Genomic DNA, 19,735 nt, shown 5'->3' on the forward strand with positions numbered 1-19,735 from the left:
ACCACCCTGGCTAGCAGTTAGAAGATCTAGCTACACGGTAATCGGCGGAGTGCCGTGGCCTGAACCGGGCTCGCAGTCGGACCGTCAACGTCGCAACCACGACAACTCCCGCGGCCACCAGCGCCACGGCCGCGGTGGTGGTGGACTCGGGTCGGCCGTCAATCCGTGCCACCGCAACCCAGATCAACCCCCACGCCAGCGACAACATTGGTGCGATGCGGCCGCCTCCGCGAATCGCCACCAGCACCCCGACCGTGCCGGCCAGACCCAGTACGAGGATTGCCCAGACTGTCGATGGGATGCCGAAGCCGCCGAAACCCGCCGCGACAAGGGAGGCCGTGATGTTCGCAGCGGTCGCCACGCACACCCATCCCAGATACAGTCCTGCGGTCCCATCCAGCAAGAGTGCTTCGATGCGACTGCCCGGGGCACGTCGACAAAGGCGGCGAAAGATCACGACCAGGACGGCGAGCAACGCGATGATGATGCCAACGCTGACCGCGAGCCGGCCGACCTGGACGCTGAGGATCCAGGCGGCGTTGAGCAACATCGATATCGCCATCGGGTAACCGAGCAGTCGCTGTCGCGGATCCGAGCGTTGGCCGGGCAGGAGTTGCCAGCCGGCGTAGCCGAGCAGACCGAGGTAGATCACGGTCCAGATCGAGAAGGCTGGCCCGCCCGGGGCGATCAGCGTCGCGTCCGAGGAAAGGGCCCCACCGGCCGCATTCCGGATCGGCGTCCCGCCGGCGGCGCCGGATCCGAGGAACGAGCCGACCACGGCAAGCACGGCACTGGCCGCGACAACTATCACTCGTACGACGTCGCGGGCAGCTGAGGTTTGCTGTGCGAGAGGTCGTTCCAGCGGTTGCCGATTGTGCGTCGCAGTCATCGTCTGCCTTCCGGTCGAACATCACATCTTGGCCGGTGCATATCGCCAGGATACAGGCAAGCTAGTTTATCTAGCCAGTGTCGGGGGCAAGTCATGTTCAGGTCTGGGGTGACTGCGACCACGGCGGTCGGACTGCTGCCGGTTGTGAGGACCTGTTGACACGGACTCGAAAATCGCCAGGATGGTCGATCATGAGCACCGAACTGGATCTGAAGCGCCGTAGCTTTGTCCTGAGCGCGGCTGTGGTGGCTGCGGCGGCAGTGGCCGGGTCTGTCGGTGTCGATCCGAAGTCTCGTTGGTACCGATCACTGCGCAAGCCAGACTGGCAGCCGCCCGCGCAGGCGTTCGGGTTGGTTTGGACGCCGCTATACGCCGCGATCGCTTGGTCCGGCGGACGAACGCTCAGTCGGATCAGCCCCGCTGAGCGCAGCGGTTACGTAGGCACGTTTGCTGTCAACCTTGTCCTGAACGCGGGCTGGAACTGGTTGTTCTTCAGAGCCCGCAGTCCGCTGGCCGGGCTGGTCGGCATCGCGGCGCTGAATGTCAGCAATGCTCAATTGATCAAGAAGACCACAGCAACCGATCGGGCCGCTGCAGCCGCCTTGTTGCCGTACGCCGCCTGGTGCGGCTTCGCCACAGCGCTGAACGCGTCGATCTGGAGACTCAATCGGCACGAGTGATCTTGCCCGCAAGTGGCGGATCGCGTCGGAGCGAAGATGGTCGGGTGTCCAGTCTCGATGAACAGATCGCCAAGGCGGCCAACATCCTCCGCAACGGCGGGCTGGTCGCGCTGCCGACCGAAACCGTCTACGGGTTGGGCGCAAACGCCGAGGATCCGGTCGCGGTCAGGAGGGTGTTCGAGGTCAAGCGACGACCGCCCACCCATCCGCTGATCATCCACCTCGGCAACCCCGACCAGCTTTCCGGCTGGGCCGATCGCATACCGGGCGCCGCGCACGTCTTGGCCGAATCGTTCTGGGCTGGTCCGCTGACCCTCGTTCTGCGGCGTAGCGTCCGGGTGCCGGATGAGACGATCGGTGGCGGCCCCACCGTCGCACTCCGAGTCCCCGACCATCCCGTCACGCTCGCGGTCTTGAACGACTTCGGCGGCGGCATCGCCGCGCCGTCCGCAAATCCGTTCAAAGGCGTCAGCCCGACGTCTGCCGACCATGTCCGCGCGGGCTTGGGCGACGCCGTCGACTTCGTGCTGGATGGCGGCCCGTGCACGGTCGGAGTCGAGTCCACGATCGTTCAACTCGTCGACGACGCCCCGACCATCCTCCGACCGGGCGGTGTCACAAAAGAGGACTTGGAGGCGGTGCTCGGATCGAAGATCGACGTCGAATCCGACAGCGCCATCCGAGTCCCCGGGCAGCACCCGTCACACTACGCGCCGCACGCGCGGGTGCGGCTGGCCCGCCCGGAGCACCTGATCAACGAAGCCGAGACAGCCCACGCCTGCGGCCGTCGCGTTGGCGTCCTGGTGCCACCGCCACTGCACGACGTACCGATCACGGCCTCCGTGGTCGTATTGGTTCCAGCCTCCACCACGGAATACGCCCGCCAGCTGTACGGCCTCCTTCGCCGACTGGACGAGCAGGGGTGTGAGCTGATCGTAGCGTCGCTTCCGGAACCGGACGGCCTGGGATTGGCGATCGCCAACCGGCTGAGCCGGGCGGCCGGGCCACGCTGACCATCACACTCGATGCTGCCCGGCCCACACGGATCAAGCCGTCCGGATCTCCAGCGGTAAACCTCGCGCGGCGACGAGATCGGCGACACCTTCGGCGAGCCGGTAGCGCATCCCGACCACGGCGGCGCGCCCATCGGTGACGCGATCGGCGATGCTCGTCGAATGTTCCAGCAGAACGTCGATGGTGCGGATCACGTGTTCAACCTCGATGTCGTCGGTGCTCAGTCGCCCGGCCTCACGGGCGGACAACACGCTTGGAATCACATGTTGGACAAGATCACCCACATGACCGGTCGGCAGGTTGCCGTCATCGACCACCGAGCGGGCCGCACCGACCGCGCCGCAGCCTTCGTGACCCAACACCACGACCAGCCCAATGCCTTCGTCACGCCCGACAAGTCTGTGGAATTGATGTTGTAGGGCTGGTGACCAAGGCCGATGAGCGGGTGGGATAGCTCGCGCCAGCTGCGTTCTCTCGGTCTACGGTCGACGCATCAACGCAGGGCCTCGGTCCAGCATGGTTTCGGCTCGCGCGAGCTGGGCAAAGGAACGCTGCGGGAGTTGCTCTATGAACATGGGGGTTGCCCGGATGGCACGCGTCTGGCTGGTCGTGCTGTCCTGGTGCGGGCTAGCGCTCGGGTTCATCTCGGCGGCGTGGGTCGTGGTTGAGGTGTTCGTCCGGCGCTATCGGCAGCCGATGCCGATCATGGAAGCGGTCTGGCCGATCACCGGGCTCTACTTCGGGCCTGCCGCGGTGTGGGGCTCTCACCGGTTCGGCCGCCCGATGACTCGCCGCTGGCAAGCCAGTCACAACTATACGAGCCGCCGGAAGCCGCGTTGGGCCTTCGACGAACTCACCTTCCACTGCGTACCTGGCCGACGTCGTTGTGGGGCCCGGCGCCCGGCTGGGGTTTGAGTTTTTGATCTTGAGGTCGAGTTCGCTGCGATCTTTGGTCGTCCGGTCGACGTGGTTTCGCGTGGGTCGGTCAATAAGTACATCTGTGAGCAGGTTCTTGCTGATGCGCGGAAGTTCTATGCGGCGTGCGCATTTGTTGCTGCGCGAGATGCGCGATGCAGCGATGGCGATTCGGGATCTGGTCGGTGATCGAAGCACCGAGCAGGTGGAGGCCGACACTCTGCGCCGTTCGGCGCTGTTGTGGCGTTTCACGGTTCTCGGGGAAGCATCAAGCCAGGTCCCGTCTGAGACGAGACGCCTACCCTGGGATCGCTTGGCCCGCCGCGGCCCGATTGCGCAAGCTCATCGTTCACGGCTACTGGGACATCGATGTGGAGACATTGGTCACCACGGCGGCCGACCACCTGCCTCAGATGATCGCCCGGATCGAGGACGTCATCACCGATCTGCAGGAGTCTGAAGAACCTGAGCCGTCCGGATGACTCGTCGGCGCTCCCGGACGTCGGAAACCCGGTCTGGTTGAGCTGGCCCACCTCGGCAGGATCGCCGAACTGTTCCCGGAATCGTTGTGTGTGCGGCGATACGGGGTTGCGGCATCGTGGCCGGCCCTATCTTCGTCGAGCGAGGAGAGCCGAAGCCCGGCCGGCTGACGGGGGATGTCCGAGTGGCGGCGACTGACGCCGGTTGCGGACTGCTGGTTGATCCCTATTCCGTCCCACAGCGCCGCCCTTCGCAGTGTTTCCCCTGGTCAGTGCTGGCTGGTCTGGCGGTCTGTAAAACCGTCGGCTTCGCCTACGAAGGTTCGAATCCTTCACCTGCCACCAGCAAGATCAACAGTCTGACTAGGGATTTTGAAAGTTGAGCTTGGATCATCATGGTTGGTTCTAACGTTGTAGTCGGCGTTGGTGAAAGTGAGCGGTCTCGCGAACCGTCGCCGGAGGATTTCAACCTGCCTCTGACTAGGGCGAACGCGAGGCCGGAAACGGTTTGGGAAGTCCCAGATGGGGCCGGTTAGGGTCGGTTGGAAAATCCCAATGCGCTCCCACGAGCGGGTGTACCGCAGGACTTCGTGTCGCCACCGGACTCGGCCCAGACGTCGTTCAACAGGAACGATGCCAGCTACGGTGGCTCTGTAACGGTTTCTGTCGGATCTGCCCGGTGAGCGGGATCGGAGTTGTGGTGTGAATATCGCGACCCTGCGTGATCTGCTCCGGTATCGGGACTTGAATGATCTGGATCTGACGCGTCACGAGCTGGACCGGCTGGTCAAGGCCGGAGCGTACGAGCGGATCGCGCCGGGTGTGTTCCTTCGGGCGGGGTGACCGATGACACGACGGCCGGTTGGATCGCGATCAGTGTGCGCCGGCCGGAGGCGACGATCTGCTTGTTGTCGGCTCTGGTGTTGCATGAGCTGACCGACGACATCCCGACCGGTTCCGATATTGCGATTCCGCGGGGAATCCAGCCGGTGCGGATTGATCATGCGCCGATCATGTGGCATCGCTTCGACGTGGACACTTTTGATCTTGGTCGGGTCGAGTATGGACTGCCGGATGGGTTGTCGATCGGATTGTATTCGTCGGAGCGAACGATCATTGATATGTTCCGTCTTCGCCATCTGTGGGGCAGTGATGTAGCCCATGATGTCTTGAAGCGATGGTTGGCGATCCGTGGGAACAGTGCCTCGTCGTTGCTGGCGATGGCCAAGCGCTTCCCGCACGCCCAGCCGGCGTTGGGGACGGCGTTGGAGATCTTGTTGTGAGCCCGAATCCGCGTAGTGGCACACCGTCGGGCGATGCAGGATTGGCGATCAACGCCTTGCGCGGCAGACAGGCGGGGATGTGCAGGAGTTGCAGACGCTGTATGTGTTGGAGGCCTTTCTCAACAGATCGTGCACGGCGGCTGCGTCCTGAGCATCGTCGATTCGGTTCCACATCAGTTCGGGAACTGATCGTTCCTGGTTTCCGATTGCGGGCTTCGGGTCCAACGCGAGCCATGGCTTGCGGATGCCCGCGCGGATGTTGCCGTAATGCAGGTCGCCGTGCACGAGCGTGTTGCCGGGGTCGGTGGCGAGGTCCTGAGCGATGTCGACCAGCAGCGGCAGGCCTGCTGGCGCTGGCACAGCGAGTTGCCGGATCAGGGAGCCTGCAATCTCGGCTGCCTGCATCAGTGGTGGGCCCTTCAGCGAACGGTCGGGCCAAGTCGCTCGAGGAGGACTGCCCGCTCATCACGACTAGTTTCGAGAGCCAGGACTGCACCGCGGCCCGCCCAGGCCCTTAGTGCGTCGATCTCGTCGGTGGCTCTCGGCTCTGGGCCGAAGATCTTCAGCACGCGTGGTTCGCGTCCGCGTTGGGCCAGCAGGATGAGATTCCAGTCACCGTAGGGCGGCTGCTGCTCCAGGAGTTGCAGACCCCATTCGGAGCACAGCCGATCGACCCGCTCGGGGACGGAGCGTACCCAACGCTGCCCGGCGTCCCCACACGCTCGTATCAACCCATCCGCGAGGGCTCCCGGTGGAACGATCACGATCCGTCACTCCGATCTCCGCGCGGATGGCCAGGTGTTCCGCCACTACGACCTGTCGCAACGGATCCTCTCACTTGGGGCTGGCCGGCCAACTGCCTTTGCTGTCGTGTCTGCGGCGGCAGAGGATGGGTGTTCATAGACCAGGTCGCACGGGTCCGGGTCGGTCCCGGGACCCCGTCACCCCGTGGCTCTTGCCGTCGTCGCAGATCTCACGGTTAGCACTCATCGGTGAGTGCTACCGATTTTGACCGGGGCAGCGCCCAAAGCTGACTTGCTCTGCTGAGGCGACGCCCGAAATCGGATCCGCTGTAGCGCGGACGGCTCGCTGGTTGACCACGCATGTCGGGTAAGGCGTCGTCGTGGAGTTGATGTGGCTTTGGTGGGCGTCGAGGTGACGGCGACAGGGCCGAACTTTGAGCGGATTCCCGATTCTGGCTTGTTCTGGTGTCCAGGGAGGTGATCGGTCGGCGCTTTCTGGGCCGGGTGGGCGCAGACTGGGGCGATGACGACACGATCTGAACCTGAACGGCGCCGCCTCGCCGGCAGTCCTTTCCAGCCCGAGCCTGAACTGCTGATTTCTCATTTCGGGCTGGGTGATCGGGTTTCGCATGACCGGTACGGGCTGGGTCGGGTCGTTGGTGCAGATCCTGGCGGGGTGACAGTGGATTTCGACGCTCGTAAGGTCCGAGTTGCCAGTCCGTTCAAGGACATGGAGAGGCTCTGAGGCGGGTCGCGGCCGCGTCGGGGGTGCGATGACCCGCGATGGGGTTGCAGGTTGCGCGGCCTGTGGTTGCGTCCTGTCTCAGGGGGTGGCTTCGTTGATGGTTCGCGTCGTCCAGTTGTCGTAGTCGGTGAAGCCGCGGTTCAGGTATTCCTGTTCGGACAGGCGGGGATCGGTGAGCTCGTAGGGATGGTGGTTACCGGTGGCGTCGGTGATGCTGATCGGCTGGAAGCCGGGTTCGACGATGTAGGCCATTTTCATGATCAGTTCGGCCTCGGACAGGGTTGCTGATGCCCGGCTTCGGCTGCCGTTGTCGTCGAAGGCCGGGCGACGTCGCCAGCGTGTGATGTAGGCGCTCATGGCTACCCTCCAAGACTGAATTTCATGCGCTGCACAGGAGTTGGCGGCGCCCAGGGGGAACTGCTATTCGCGGCCGAGGCGGGCGGCGACGGGACAGGCGAACGGGTCGCGGGCCGAGGTGCCGACCTCGTTCAGGTAGCGGACGATCGTGGCGTAGGAGCGGGGCAGGGACATTTCGGTGTAAGAGATGTTGTTGCGATCGCAATGGTCACGGACCAGCCGCTGGGCGGCGGCCAGGTGCGGGCGGGCCATGGACGGGAACAAGTGGTGTTCCACCTGGTAGTTCAGGCCACCCATCAGGATTGTCGGCCACAACCTGCCGCGAATGTTGCGCGACGTCCGCACCTGCCGGGACAGGAAGTCCAGCCTCACATCAGCAGGAACGATCGGCATGCCCTTGTGATTGACAGCGAACGACGATCCCATATACAGGCCGAAGATTGCCATCTGCACGCCGACGAAGGCGAACCCCATCCCGACCGGTAGGAACCAGAACACCGCGGTCAGATACAGCGCGAACCGTCCGATGATCAGCGACAGTTCGAACACGCGAGCCTTGGTCGGTCGGCCGGTGACCAACGATCGAACCGAAGCGAGGTGGAGGTTGAATCCCTCCAACAACAAGAGAGGGAAGAAGAAATAGCCCTGCTTGGTAGCCAACACGGCCCGCAGCCCGGTCCGGGTCGCGGCCTCCTCGGAATAGAAGCTGATCGCCGGTTCCTCGATGTCGGGATCCTTGCCGATCCGGTTCGGGTTGCCATGGTGGCGGGAATGTTTGGACATCCACCAGGAGTAACTCATCCCGACCACCCCGTCGCCGAGCAAACGTCCGACCCGATCGTTGGCCGGGCCCGAAGCAAAGATCTGCCGGTGCGATGCCTCGTGGGACAAGAACGCGAACTGGGTCAACACCACCCCCAGCGCCCCGGCCATCAACAACTGCAGCCAGGAGTGCCCCAGCAACGCGAAACCGGCGACCACCCCGCCGAAGGCAACCACCAAACCGGCGAACAACAAGCCGTAGAAGACCGGCGCCCGACGCAGCAGACCAGCCGCCCTGGTCTGCCGAGAAAGCTCAGCGTAGGAATTCGTCTGCGACTGCGAAGCCAGCCGCCGCTCAGCGGGACCAGCAGCAGAAAGATCACGACCTGTCATGCGGCACCTCGACAGCCACCGCGCGGCGACTGATAATCCCAGCTGCTGATCGACAGAAGCCTGTAGATGTGACCCAAACCTACCTCGCCATCGAAACAGGCGCTCTGAACCGGGCGAACCCATTTGGTTGAGGCTCGACCCCGAGGGATGACCCGTTTGCCGACCGGTCACGGATCCCATCCGGTCCGGCGATCGCACGCTCAGTCGCGCGCCCGGTGATGCCACCCGGACCTACTGTCCGGCTCCTACCTTGACCGGTCCGGCTGCGCTCGGAGCGGCGATGGAACGGCCATCGGGCGGTGCTTGTCGGAGGCACGCGGTACGGTCTGGCGTCGTGATGATCCGGACAGTCGAGGTTGACGGTGCCCGTGTCGCGTACCGTGTCGCCGGCGACGGTCCGTCGGTTGTCCTGATCAAGAACAACAAGCATCCGCTCGACTTCCCGGTCGCGCAGCTGCTTGCGCCCAGCTTTCGAACGTTTCAGATCCAGCCGGTCGGTTTCGGGGCGAGCGATCGCCCGGCCCGCTACGACTTCGGATCGATCGACCGCCAGGTCCTCGCCGTGCTCGATGCAGAAGACGTCGGCAACTTCGTCGTGTGGGGCTTCTCCCAGACGGCATTCATGGCGGCCCTGGTTGCGCGGGCAACCTATCGCGCGGTCGCGTTGGTCGCCGGTGGGGCAGACCTGCTCGGACACCCGTCCGATGCCGACATGCGACGGCTGGAACGGGAGCCGCGACTGCCGGTCAGCAACCTTGAGTTCTGGCGCGCCTACCGACGATACGACTGGCATCACGAGCTGCGACAGATGGAACAGCCGACGTTGATCTACCTCGGGACCGATGATCCACGGCTTACGAAGCTACGCCGGCTTGAGCCAACGCTGCGCGGCTGTGGTTGTGACTACCTGGAGTTCGACGGCCTGGACCACACGACGTCCGGACTCTCCGGCGGTGCGGACGGCGGTGAACGTACGACCTCGGCGATCACGACCTGGATGAGAGACAACGTTCAACCTGACCGGTAGACGATCGTGTCCCCTGGCTCCAGGTGCGAAAGAATCTAGGGGTGACCTCGGCGCCCGGTGAAGCTCAAACTGTCGTGCTGCGAGATCTCAAGCTCACTGATGAGGAACAGGCACGATCAGCTCATCGCGAGCTGGCCGCTGATGCGTTCTCATTTCTTCCCACGACATTCCAGATGGCTTGGGGTTGTGTTTGGTGAGTGTGCTGCTCGGTCCAGGATGCACAGACGGGCCCAGCAGGCGGTTTATGCGGCAGTCGTGACCAGCAGCTCTAGAAGTTGATCTTGGTCCGCCAGGCACGGGCGCGACCCGGTTGTGCAGCTGGCCTGTTTGAGTGATGCTCAACCGCGTGAGTCAGCGACGCAGGCGCGTCGTCATCGGCGCTGCGCCGAACAGAAGAAACCCCCGATGCGTTGCAACGGGGGACTCTCCATGATGATCGATGGTCTTTTTACGATGATGCTTTTCCTTCTGCGGACTATTCAGCAGGCAATACTTCAACTTTAAGTACCTTCGACGCCTTCAACTTTAGGCCGCCCCGGCGGGCCCGTCAATAGATTCTGTCGGGGCAGCCCCAGGTCGCCGGGGTCGAGGCCGGGACGCGCGTACAGCACCCGGCACGAGGCGCGCAGGGTGTCGAGGTAGCCGTACGCCGGACCGGAGATCAGCTCGGCGGGCGTCACCAGATGCAGGTCGAATCGAACGGCGAAGCGGCGCAGCGCGTCGCGCAGCTCGCGGTCGCGCAGCCACGGCGAGGCCCGGTACGGACCGACGACCAACAGGTCGATGTCGCTGTGCACGGTGGCCGTGCCCTTCGCCCACGAACCGAACAGCACCACGGCGTCGGGATCGCAACAGGCGACCGCGGTGTCGGTGATGGGTCCGAACGCCGGGTCGACCCTGGACCGGACTGCGGCGGCGATCATGACGAGGAGAAGCCGAGGACGAGGTAGGCCTCACGCAGATCGTCGGCCGACAGGGAGCGGAAGTCGGGGGCACCGGAGCGGCGGATCTTCATCGTCCACGTGCCGAGCGGGCTGGTCGGCGGATTGAACGCGGTCTTCACCAGGTGGTGAGCTCCGCGCATCGCCAGGTCCGGCGCCAGCGTCTCGGTCGACGCGCCGGCGCCGCCGGGCACCGTCAGCTGCACCTCGAAGGCGTCGGTCAGGTCGCTCTCGACGATCAGGTCGAGTCGGTTCAGCCGCAGATTCGTGGCCGTACGGAACACGAACGGCAGGTAGCGCTGGTCCAGCGTGAACGTCAGCACCTGATCGGTGTCGACGCCCGGCGCCAGGAACCGCTGCCACTCGCCGCTCAGCTCCTGGTCGAGCACGATCAGCCGTACCCCATTGGCCGGCACCACGGCCGCACGGTTGGTACGGGCGGCGGCCACCAACGTCGTCGATCCGGCCAGCGCCGTGTACCGAACGTTGAGCACCACGTCGGAGACCGTGGCGAGATCGAACGTGTTGTCTTCCGGCGGCAGATCCAGGTGCCAGGTGCTCACCGCACCCCCGCCCTCGAACGGCAGCAGCCGTTCATCGTCGAAGCGCAGCTCGAACAGACCGCTGTCGTCCTGCGCGGTGCTGGTCGCGATCGCCTGCACCGGCACGTCGACCTTGGCGAAACGCTCACCGTCCGGGTTGAGCGGGTCGCCGTAACCGGCGGCCACGTCCTCGGTCACCCGGGTGCCGTGATTGGTCAACGACAGCGTCGCGTTCACCGACGTGTACGGGCCGACGATGCACGGCACCGTGAGCGACACGGTCTTGATCCTCCGCTGGTAGTGCCCGGGATGATCCGAGTCGTACAGCCACTCCGGCAGGGTGAGGTCGCACGCCCCGGTGGTCTTCAGCCGCACCAGCGCCAGCGGGTCGAGTTGGGCCAGCGAGATGTGCTTGGTCAGTTCCAGCCGCCGGGTGTTCTGCTCGTACCAGGCGGTCTCCATCCGCCGCAGGTCGTTGGCCAACCGCTCGCCGGACAGCAGACCCTTCTTCAACCCGTCCCAGTACCCGAACTGCACGAACCCGCCCTTGGGCATCGCCGCGGCACCCAGTTCGTAACTCATCGCCGCCTCCGCCCGCTTGGCCATGTCGAAGGCGAGTTGGTAGCCCTGGAAGTAGACGGTCGACAGCTGCTTGATCATCCAGTCGTACAGCTGGTCGTTGGTGTACTTGCTGTGCAGGTATTCGTCGATCGCGGTCGACTGTTCGATCGACAGCTGGTGGTTCTCCAGCTCGCTCTGCGCGACGGCGGCGCGGACGGCCGAGCCGTCGAGCTGCTTGGCGATCTGGGCAAGCTCGATGGTGGCCTGGTCGGCGTTGAACTTCCAGTCGTCGGCCCGCCGGTAGTACCCACCGGTGGTCGAGGCCATGCCGGCCCACTTGTCGGCGGCCGACGCGATCGCGCCCAGCGTCGACACCGCGCACTCGGCCGCCTTGGAGAACTTGATGCCGTCGGGGATGTCGGCCGCGGCCACCGGCGAGCCGCCGAAGCCGGATGCCCCGATGGTGAACTGCGGTATCAGGGCCAGCCCGCCCGCCAGCGAGTAGCCGAGGGCGATCGCCGTCTGGGCCAGCGCCGACACCCCGTTGAGCGACAGGGCCGCGATCTCGAAACCGTTCATCAACTCCCGCGAGGAGTAGTAGTCGAGCTTGCCCTGGGCGATCGCCTGACTCTGCTCCAGCGCGGCGGTGTCGGCGGCGGCCAGCGCGACGGCGTCCTTCTTCAGCGCGGTCACCGCGTCGAGCATCGTCAACTCCTGCGTCGACCGCAGCAACGACAACTGCTCGGTGTCGAGGTTCTGCAGTGCGGTGAGGATCTTGTCGCCGAAGGCTCGTACGTCGGCGGTGAAGTCGAGCGCCTTCTGCAGCAAGGTCAGACATCGGTACTGGCTCGCGGCCGGCCCGGCACCGGACAGCACAGTGCCGATGTCGACGCCGGCGGCGGCCGCCTTCACCAGCAGCGCGGGATCGATCGGCGGCTCGAACAGCGGCAGCTGCCGCACCACACCGGCCAGGTTCATGCAGTGCCGGACCTTGAAAAGGCGGTCCGCGACGGTGTCCCAGTAGCCGAGCAGCTGGTCGTTGGTCGGGATGCCGAAATAGCTGATCTCCAGCACCGGCAGCGGTTCGGCACCGTCCCGGGTGGCCACCACCTGCACCGGCGAATCGGCCAGGTTCTCGGCCAGCACCTCGACCTTGGCGTTGCCGAAGGGGTCGAGCGCGGCTTCGGCGGTGAGGTCGTTGTAGGACTTGTCGGCCCGGACGATGTCGGGCACCTGCACCGGCCGCGGCCCGAGCAACTCGCCGGCCAGCAGATACAGCGTCGTCGCCTCGTTGATCGACTCGATCGTGTCCTGGCGGAACAAGCTGTCACCCCAGGCGATCAGGTTGTCGATGTAACGCATCACCACGTTCTTCTGGTACGCGACCGGCCGGAAGCGGGCGATCAGGTGCGGATTGAACGGGTTGTTCTTCCAGGCGTTGAGCTGCTCGGTGTTGTCGACGATGTGGTCGAGCAGCTGCTCGATCCGCTGTTTGCGGTAGTCGTCGGCGTTCTGCTGATAGAACGGCTTCGTCACCCAGAACCGCTGCGGCGACGGCAGCGCGTCGGTGTTGGTCGGATCGAAGATGAAACCGAACCAGCGCATTGCCTCCTCGAACCGCTGGTTCTGGCTCAGCTTCGTGGCAATCGCCAGCGGCGCGTGGAAGAACGTCTCCCAGTTGTAGACGCTGTACGCACCCTGGCGGTCGAAGTCGACGACGTCCTGGACAGCGCTGTCGGCCGCAGCGGAGGAGGCGGTCGGCCCGTACTGGGAGAAGTTGTAGCTGTTGCCCGGGTAGAACGTCTGCGGATTGAGCTGCACCTTGCGGTTGAGCAGCCCCTCCAAGCCGTTGCGTTTCAGCTCCCGCAGGAACAGTGCCGTGTACGGATGGTGCATCGGTGAGAACGTGTAGCGCAGCAGTTGCAGCGTCTGGTTGTAGCCGGCGATGACCTGCCGCCATTCGGGTTTGATGAAGAACGATCGCTGCGTGTCCTGGTAGATCATCGGCGCCGGGAACGACACCGCCTCGTCGAACTGGATGGCATGTTGCGAGACCACCAGCTCGAACGGCGCCCGGGCCTGGTTGAGCAGCGCGGCGCTCTGCGCGCCCTCCAGCACCTGCAGGCTGGAGCCGTTCGAGCGGTTGTTGTGCAATGTGGCGTTCTCGAAGTGCATGCCGGTCGGCAGCGCCAGCCGGGGTGCGATCTCGTACGGGCCGCTGAGCCGCTTGATCGCCGCACCGTCGGCATCGAAGGCGTTGTTCACGTACGTGTACGAGTCGGTCGCCGCCGGCGTGTCCGACAGGACGCCCGCGGCGTTCTTGAGGCGGTACTGACCGGCCAGCCCCTTCAGCTTGATGTCGACGACGCCGCCGTCGAACACGAACGAGGACGAGTGCCACGGACGAATGGCCTCGTTGAACCGGGTCGCCGTGACGTAGGTCGGCGCGGCCGCGTAGTGGTCGTAGAACGTGGTGTTGTTGAACTCGGCGGTGGTCGACAGGTAGACGTCGATCCACAGCAGGTTCTCCCGCGCCTTGTAGCGCGGTTTGAGGTTGTACGCCGAATGCGGCCGCTGCCACGGGTGAACGATCTTCTGCCGCGACATCCGCTTGGCCGTCCAGCCGCCGTCGTGGGTCTGCAGGCTCCAGGCCAGCTGGAGCTCCAGCTGATTGGCCGGATCCGGCGTCGTGCTCGGCTTGTCCGAGGGCTTGGCCGCGGGCTGCTTGCGAACCTTCTGTGGCTTCTCGTTGATCACCAGCCAGAACAGGTGCAGCCGCCGGTTGTACACCACCGGCACGACCTGGTCACCGTTGATGTCGACGTCGATCTGCTTCCACGGCGTCCACTCGGCCGTGTTGAGGTCGTGGCAGCGATAGAAGTAGACGGCCGGGTGGGTACGGGTCCGGCCGACGACGTGCAGCCGGTTGATGTTCGGACCCAGGTTGTCGCTCGGGTCGTCGTCGTCGACCTCGTAGTAGATCCCGGTGATGTCGAGCCGGGAGACCTCATGAACCTTCTCCAGGTAGTGGACGAACGCCGTCTCGGCGAGGTCGTCGGTCAGATCGCTCTGCATCAGCTCGCTGACCAGGTCGTCGTAGAACGGCGAGCGATCGTCGCGCAGGTCCGGCTCCAGCCAGTTCTCCGGGTAGAGGAACACCTTGCGGTTGGCCTCCCACACCCGGTAGCTCTTCAACCACTTCCACTGTCGCCAGTTGTCCGACGAGTGGGTGTCGGTGAGCGACTCGCGGGACACCTGGACGAACGCCTGCTCCAGGTTGAGGAAGCAGCGCTGGACGAACAGCTGTACGGCGCTGATCGCCTGCTTGATCCGCGAGGTCAGCTGGCAGGCACCCATCTCGACGTCGATCAGCAGCCACGCCAGCAGGCCGTCGGCGTCGGTCCAACGCTGCGGGTTGGGCCACTGCTGCCCGTTGACCGTGATCGTCGCCGGTTCGGTGCGCTGCGACTGCTCGACCAGGTGGGCGATCAGGGCGTCGCGTCTGGCCTCGCGCAGCAGGTCCGACAGTGGGGTGACGATGGTGGCCCAGGCGCCGTCGTCGTAGCGGGCCTTGGCGGCCTGGCGGCACTGCTGCGCGGTGGCGAGCTGGCTCGCGTCGTGGTCGCGGTCGGCCCAGCCGAGCGCCTGGCCGGCGTCCACGCCGAGGCGATGCAGCATCGCGAACACGTCGCCCAGCCGGGCGAGGATGGCCGGCTTCAGGTAGTCGGCCGGCTGCAGTCCGAGGCCGGTGTGGACCGCATCGAGGTCGACGGTGGTCCAGCCGGTGAGCGCGGACAGTGCGGCGTGGATGGCGGAGGACGTCGCGCCGTTGGCGCGGGCTGCGTCGAGCACGGCCAGCAGGCCGGCGCCGTCGGGTGCCGGATGGGCGTCCCGGAAGTCCGTGAGCCGGCGCAGGGCGACCCAGTCGGCGAACAGCGTCGCGCCGGGGGCGGTCGTCACCGGCAGGTCGGCGAGGGAGAGCGTGCCCACGTCGGCGGCGTGGGCGAGCAGCCAGGTCAGCTCGCCGGCGTCGGTCAGCCGGTGGCGGCTGACCACCATCGCCGCCTTGTGCAGCAGCCGATAGGCGGTGAACTGGTCACCGAACGTCGCCTCGTCGACCGGCTGGGTGAAGGTGCCGTCGGCGGCCTGCGCGGTCAGCGACGCCGCGGTCAGCAACGCGAGCAGTGTCGAACCGCCGACCGTCAGCGTGTTCGCCAGTGTCGCCGACTGCTCGTCGGTCAGTCCGAACGTGGACGAGATCGAGGCGATGGCCTGGCCGTCGGGGCTGGCCGACGGGTTGCTGCGCTGGCTCTGCCGGATCGCCTCCAGACCCTGCGCGATGACGTCGGTGCGCAGACCGAAGGGTGAGTCGGGGTCAAGGGTGAGCAGATAGCCGAGTTCGCCGATGGACAGCCGGCCGGCGGACACGTCGGTGGCGGCCGTGGCGGTCGCGGTGATCGCCTCGAGCGAGGCCACCGGGTCGGCGATGCCGGCCAGGTCGACCAGGGCCAGCAGCTCGGCAACCCGCAGGTGCAGGCCGCGCGCGAGCGTCGCCAGGCCGACGAGATGGGCGAGGTTGGCCACCGTGAGGCCGCCGTCGGTACGCGGCAGCAGCAGCTGCAGGTCGGCGTCGGTGACGGCAAGGGCGGCGGCCAGTGCCGGGCGATGATCGGCGAGCTGTCCGCCGCCGGCCAGCGGAAGGGCGAAGGCCGCGTTGACCGGGTTGGTCACCAGCCGGTTCTGGAACAGGGCGTCGTAGGTCGACGGCACCGTGGTCGACGGGTCGGTGGGGACTCGCCGTGCCGTGGTGCCGATGTCGCCCAGCATGGTCAGCAGCGCTTCGGTGCCGACGCCCAGCGTGATCTGCAGCCGGTGGGCGCTGCGCAGCCGGATCAGCGTGTCGGCATCGAGGACGCCGTTGCCGACCTTGGGCGAGCGGATCAGCCGGTCAAGCTCCCACATCGTCCACGGCGTGTGCCGCCACAGTCGGAGGAAGCGGTGGGCCCGGTCGGCGTTGGCCGCCATCAGGTTCGTGACGTGTTGAGCGCTCAGCGCGGCCGTGTCGACCGGGCGCTGCACCACCAGCCGCTGCGGGTCGTCCGGCGGGCTGATCCACTCGACGACGACCAGCGCCAGCAGCTCGTCGTACGTCAGACCGCCGCGCGCGAGGAAGTCGGTGACGGTCAGGGACGCCGGAACGGTGCCGCCGTCGAAGCCCCACAGCGTGGCCTGGCGGGCGTCGTCGGCGGCGGCCGTGACCACCAGCGTGGTCTCGTGGCTGGACAAGCCGAAGTGCTCGCCGGCGATGCTCACCGGCGCCGGTGCCGGCGCTCCGCTCTGCAGCAGCTCCATCAGGTCCTCGCGGCTGACGCCGAGGTGGCCGAGGAACGTCCGTGCTTCCAGTTGCCACAGGTCGAACGACGAGCGGATCGGGAAGTCGGCGGTGCGCAGCGTGTCGTAGGCCGCGGTCCGGACGTTCTCGGGTTGGGCGCGCAGCTCGGCGGCCGGGAGCGTGGTTTGGAACGTCACGGCGGAGTCGGTCGGTGCGACCAGCGCTTCGAGAAGTTCGTTGACGATGTCGACGTACGGCATCGCCGTGTTGGTGTTGGCGCACCCCAGCAGCAGCTCGCCCAGATCGGGGCGGCGCTGGAACAGGACGTCCTTGACACTCAGCCCGGTGGTCTGCGACGGCATCGCGTCCAGGAAGCGGAGCAGATCGGCCAGGTAGGCCGGGGCACCGAGCACCGACTCGCACTCGGAACAGGCGCAGACGTCGGCCGGCCCGAACAGCGTCTCCAGGTTGGGTACGCCGCCCGACAGTGTGTCCAGCTCCTCGGCGGTGTAGGTGTACGACACGATCGCCTGCGGGGTCGCCTGATTCAGCTCGCTGCGGTAGTCGACCAGCCGGGCGATCGCCTGGGCGTAGCGGAACTGAGCCGTGCCCCAGACGGTGAGTGCCGCCTGCTCGCCGACGCCGGCGGCGCCGAGACGGGTGACGAGCTGGTCGCGGCCGAGCCCGATCACCTGATGGGCACTGTGGATGCCCGCATCGAGCAGCATCCGGCCCTGTTCGGCGTCGGCGCTGATCCGGCTGATCCGCTGCAGCACCTTGGCCTCGGCCACTGCTTCGGGAGCGACCGCGGCGCCTGTCCGGGTGACCAGGGCGTCGATGTTGGTGTAGCGCAGGTCGAGGTCGGGACTGTCGTCGGCCAGCGTGGCGATGGCGTCGAGATGGCTGAGCTGGTGGTTGGTGCCGCGGGCCGCCTCGGCGACGAAGGCGACGGTCGGGTACAGCCGTTCGGCCTGGGACTTCAGGGTTGCCGCGTAGTTGGCCTTCCGCGCGTCCGCGTCGGCGCCGTCGGTGCCGGCCGGCACCTGGTCGCCGTTGGTGGTGAGCAGCGCGACCCAGCCGTCGTGGTCGAGCTTGGCGAAGTCGCGAGGGTTGGTCAGGTCGGGGCGCGCCGGATTGCCGATCAGCGCCTTCAGCTGGGTGGCCGTCGGGCCGAAGTTCTTGGTGATCTCTCCGATCCGTACGGTCTCCTCGAAGTCGTCGAGCGCGGCCGGCCCGCCGAAGTCCGCGGGGCGGCTGCGGGCGTCGGCCCAGAAGTCGGCGCCGAAGCTGCTGTGGGTGAGGAACGCGGCGGCGACGGCCGGGTAGTGGGCGGCGCCGATCGTCGACGCGTCCAGCAGGGACTGGATGGTGCCCTTGCCGACGAGGATCGGCTTGGTCAGCGTGAACGTCTCCCGCCGGGCAGCCAGCGCGGCCAGGACTGCGGAGCGCTGGGCGGACAGGCCGGCCGGGATGAGGTTGTCGGCCGTCGCGTTGTCGAAGGCCGCGGCGGCGAGATCGGGATCGAGGAACACGATGCCGGCCGTCGTCTGCTCGACGAGTTGGTCGATCAGGGTCCACTCCGCCGTCGATCCGAGCAGATCGCCGGGCAGGGACGCCGGCAGGTTCTGTCGGATGAACGCGTACGCCACTCCCAGCGGCAGCGCCGGGTCGGCCAGTTCGGCGGTGACCCGGGCGGCCAGCGCCAGCCGCATCACGTCGTCCTTTCCGAGCCCGGAGTTGACCGAGACGTGGGTGATGTCCTGCTGTGCGGCGGTCTCGATCAGGTCGGTGAGGGCGACGCCGGCCAGCGTCGGCGCGACCTGCCGCATCCGCTGATCGAGCTCGCTGGTGCCGCGGTAGGGCTGGTCACCGTCGATGAAGTTCACCCAGGCGATCGAGGTCGGGTTGAACACCACCTTGGTCGACGCCGGTGCGCCGGCGCCGTCGAGCACGGTCACGGCAAGGTGGTACGGCGTCTTGAGTTGGCCGCTGCTGGGGTCCTTGGGTGGCAGGTAGGGGATGTCGAAGAAGCCGCCGGCCTGGGTCGGGCGTTCGGCGAGCAGGGTGCCGTCGCCGCGCAGCACCTTCTCCCACACCTGGACGCGGACGCCGACCTTTCCCGCCGTACTCGCGTCGCGCACCGAACCGCGGATGCGGTAGCCGTAGCTGGTTGCCTCCGACGGGTTGGCGGCCAGGATCTTGGCGTTCAGGAGCTTGCGCGTCTGGCCGTCGACGTGCCCGGTGGGGGTCAGCCCGTGAGTCCGTTGGAAGGCGATCACGGCCCGGCGCGTGGACGCACCGAACTTCGACGTCTTGAACTCCTGCACGTCGATCGGCTGGCCGAGGTAGGCGAGCGCCTGCTGCACCGAGGCCACGTGCTTGTTGGTGGCGTTCAGCCTGAGGTTGCGCACCACCGGGGTGAGCACCGTCTCGTCGGTCGCGGCCAGCCGCTTGACGTTGTTGCTGCCCCGGCTGGTGGCGACCGTCTCGATCCGCCGCATCGTCAGCGGGTCGAGCTGGCCGGTGGCCGGCAGTCCGTAGCGGTTCTGGAACGCCGTGATCGCGGCCACGCAGGTCGGCCCGAGGGTCTTGCCGGCCAGCTCGGCGGGGTCGATCGTCACCCCCAGTTTGGCGATGGCGGCGGCCCGCCGCAGCGTCCGCTGGATCTGTCCGACCTGGTTCTTCGAGGAGAGGCGGGCGCGCAGCGCGGAGGCTTCCAGTTCACTGACGACGTCGGCCGACAGCGGTCGACCGCCGAGGGCGGCCTCGGTGGTCGGTCCCAGCGTCCGCGCCTTCAGTTCGGCCGGGTCGATCTGGGCGCCGGTGCGGACCAGCAGCTGTTGCACCTTGGCCAGCCGGGTCTTGCTGTCGGCGAAGAACCGGTGGGCCAGTTCCTGATTCATCGCCGCGGCCGTCGGGGCGTCGACGTGCCCGGTGGCCGTCAATCCGGCCCGCTCCTGGAACGTACGGATCGCCTCGGGACCGGCGGGCACTCGCAACTTGCGCAGCGCCGCGGTGAGGGCTGAAGAATCGGCGGCAACACCGGAGGTGACCTCGATCGGCATGGCGAGC

The 19,735-nt window shown here is 66.5% G+C and carries 14 protein-coding genes; 7 read left to right on the forward strand and 7 right to left on the reverse strand.

Going from position 1 to position 19,735, the window contains the following annotated elements:
- Positions 1–10: 10 nt before the first annotated feature.
- Positions 11–889, reverse strand: a complete 879-nt coding sequence (locus FOE78_RS05455) for a TspO/MBR family protein (RefSeq protein WP_143985400.1) — start codon at positions 887–889, stop codon at positions 11–13.
- 191 nt (positions 890–1,080) lie between these two features.
- On the opposite strand from FOE78_RS05455, the gene FOE78_RS05460 reads away from it, so the two are divergent.
- Together FOE78_RS05460 and FOE78_RS05465 are read left to right on the forward strand one after the other, a co-directional pair.
- On the forward strand, positions 1,081–1,569 hold the full coding sequence (locus FOE78_RS05460; protein ID WP_143985401.1) for a TspO/MBR family protein: 489 nt from the start codon (positions 1,081–1,083) through the stop codon (positions 1,567–1,569).
- Between the two features lie 44 nt (positions 1,570–1,613).
- The gene (locus tag FOE78_RS05465; protein WP_210414834.1) at positions 1,614–2,582 is read left to right on the forward strand and encodes an L-threonylcarbamoyladenylate synthase; all 969 of its coding nucleotides are present in this window, start codon (positions 1,614–1,616) and stop codon (positions 2,580–2,582) included.
- A 33-nt stretch (positions 2,583–2,615) separates the two neighbouring features.
- Here FOE78_RS05465 and FOE78_RS05470 read toward each other — a convergent pair whose 3' ends face one another.
- Complete coding sequence (locus FOE78_RS05470) at positions 2,616–2,948, reverse strand: carbonic anhydrase (protein WP_228266060.1); 333 nt, start codon at positions 2,946–2,948, stop codon at positions 2,616–2,618.
- 202 nt (positions 2,949–3,150) lie between these two features.
- Here FOE78_RS05470 and FOE78_RS05475 point away from each other — a divergent pair, with 202 nt between their 5' ends.
- The 4 genes from FOE78_RS05475 to FOE78_RS24060 all read left to right on the forward strand — a co-directional run bounded on the left by FOE78_RS05475 (position 3,151) and on the right by FOE78_RS24060 (position 5,260).
- Positions 3,151–3,498 (forward strand): hypothetical protein, encoded by a 348-nt coding sequence (locus FOE78_RS05475; protein ID WP_143985403.1) that lies wholly within the window; start codon positions 3,151–3,153, stop codon positions 3,496–3,498.
- Between the two features lie 332 nt (positions 3,499–3,830).
- Entirely contained in the window at positions 3,831–3,980 is a 150-nt protein-coding gene (locus FOE78_RS24395) for a HepT-like ribonuclease domain-containing protein (RefSeq protein ID WP_266095007.1), read from the forward strand.
- 699 nt (positions 3,981–4,679) lie between these two features.
- On the forward strand, positions 4,680–4,820 hold the full coding sequence (locus FOE78_RS24055; RefSeq protein ID WP_228266062.1) for a type IV toxin-antitoxin system AbiEi family antitoxin domain-containing protein: 141 nt from the start codon (positions 4,680–4,682) through the stop codon (positions 4,818–4,820).
- Between the two features lie 65 nt (positions 4,821–4,885).
- Positions 4,886–5,260, forward strand: a complete 375-nt coding sequence (locus FOE78_RS24060; RefSeq protein ID WP_228266063.1) for a type IV toxin-antitoxin system AbiEi family antitoxin domain-containing protein — start codon at positions 4,886–4,888, stop codon at positions 5,258–5,260.
- Between the two features lie 48 nt (positions 5,261–5,308).
- Here FOE78_RS24060 and FOE78_RS05490 read toward each other — a convergent pair whose 3' ends face one another.
- From FOE78_RS05490 to FOE78_RS05510, 3 genes are all read right to left on the reverse strand, one after another.
- The gene (locus FOE78_RS05490; RefSeq protein ID WP_143985404.1) at positions 5,309–5,665 is read right to left on the reverse strand and encodes an aminoglycoside phosphotransferase family protein; all 357 of its coding nucleotides are present in this window, start codon (positions 5,663–5,665) and stop codon (positions 5,309–5,311) included.
- A gap of 1,161 nt (positions 5,666–6,826) precedes the next feature.
- Complete coding sequence (locus tag FOE78_RS05505) at positions 6,827–7,105, reverse strand: hypothetical protein (protein WP_143985406.1); 279 nt, start codon at positions 7,103–7,105, stop codon at positions 6,827–6,829.
- A gap of 63 nt (positions 7,106–7,168) precedes the next feature.
- A complete protein-coding gene (locus tag FOE78_RS05510; protein WP_143985407.1) occupies positions 7,169–8,260 on the reverse strand; it encodes a fatty acid desaturase family protein in 1,092 nt (363 codons plus the stop codon).
- Positions 8,261–8,594: 334 nt separating this feature from the next.
- On the opposite strand from FOE78_RS05510, the gene FOE78_RS05515 reads away from it, so the two are divergent.
- A complete protein-coding gene (locus tag FOE78_RS05515) occupies positions 8,595–9,287 on the forward strand; it encodes an alpha/beta fold hydrolase (protein ID WP_143985408.1) in 693 nt (230 codons plus the stop codon).
- 500 nt (positions 9,288–9,787) lie between these two features.
- Here the strand turns inward: FOE78_RS05515 and FOE78_RS05520 are convergent, their stop codons facing one another.
- Together FOE78_RS05520 and FOE78_RS05525 are read right to left on the reverse strand one after the other, a co-directional pair.
- A complete protein-coding gene (locus FOE78_RS05520) occupies positions 9,788–10,210 on the reverse strand; it encodes a nucleotidyltransferase domain-containing protein (RefSeq protein ID WP_143985409.1) in 423 nt (140 codons plus the stop codon).
- A complete protein-coding gene (locus FOE78_RS05525; protein ID WP_143985410.1) occupies positions 10,207–19,728 on the reverse strand; it encodes a Tc toxin subunit A-related protein in 9,522 nt (3,173 codons plus the stop codon). The genes FOE78_RS05520 and FOE78_RS05525 overlap by 4 nt, the downstream gene beginning before the upstream one ends.
- Positions 19,729–19,735: the final 7 nt, after the last annotated feature.

Source organism: Microlunatus elymi (assembly GCF_007362775.1).
Classification (GTDB): domain Bacteria; phylum Actinomycetota; class Actinomycetes; order Propionibacteriales; family Propionibacteriaceae; genus Microlunatus; species Microlunatus elymi.

Bases quoted from the DNA above. Each gene is read 5' to 3' on its own strand.
- FOE78_RS05455 (WP_143985400.1), bottom strand. From the start codon at position 889: ATGACTGCGACGCACAATCGGCAACCGCTGGAACGACCTCTCGCACAG.
- FOE78_RS05460 (WP_143985401.1), top strand. From the start codon at position 1,081: ATGAGCACCGAACTGGATCTGAAGCGCCGTAGCTTTGTCCTGAGCGCG.
- FOE78_RS05475 (WP_143985403.1), top strand. From the start codon at position 3,151: ATGAACATGGGGGTTGCCCGGATGGCACGCGTCTGGCTGGTCGTGCTG.
- FOE78_RS05490 (WP_143985404.1), bottom strand. From the start codon at position 5,665: ATGCAGGCAGCCGAGATTGCAGGCTCCCTGATCCGGCAACTCGCTGTG.
- FOE78_RS05505 (WP_143985406.1), bottom strand. From the start codon at position 7,105: ATGAGCGCCTACATCACACGCTGGCGACGTCGCCCGGCCTTCGACGAC.
- FOE78_RS05510 (WP_143985407.1), bottom strand. From the start codon at position 8,260: ATGACAGGTCGTGATCTTTCTGCTGCTGGTCCCGCTGAGCGGCGGCTG.
- FOE78_RS05520 (WP_143985409.1), bottom strand. From the start codon at position 10,210: ATGATCGCCGCCGCAGTCCGGTCCAGGGTCGACCCGGCGTTCGGACCC.
- FOE78_RS05525 (WP_143985410.1), bottom strand. From the start codon at position 19,728: ATGCCGATCGAGGTCACCTCCGGTGTTGCCGCCGATTCTTCAGCCCTC.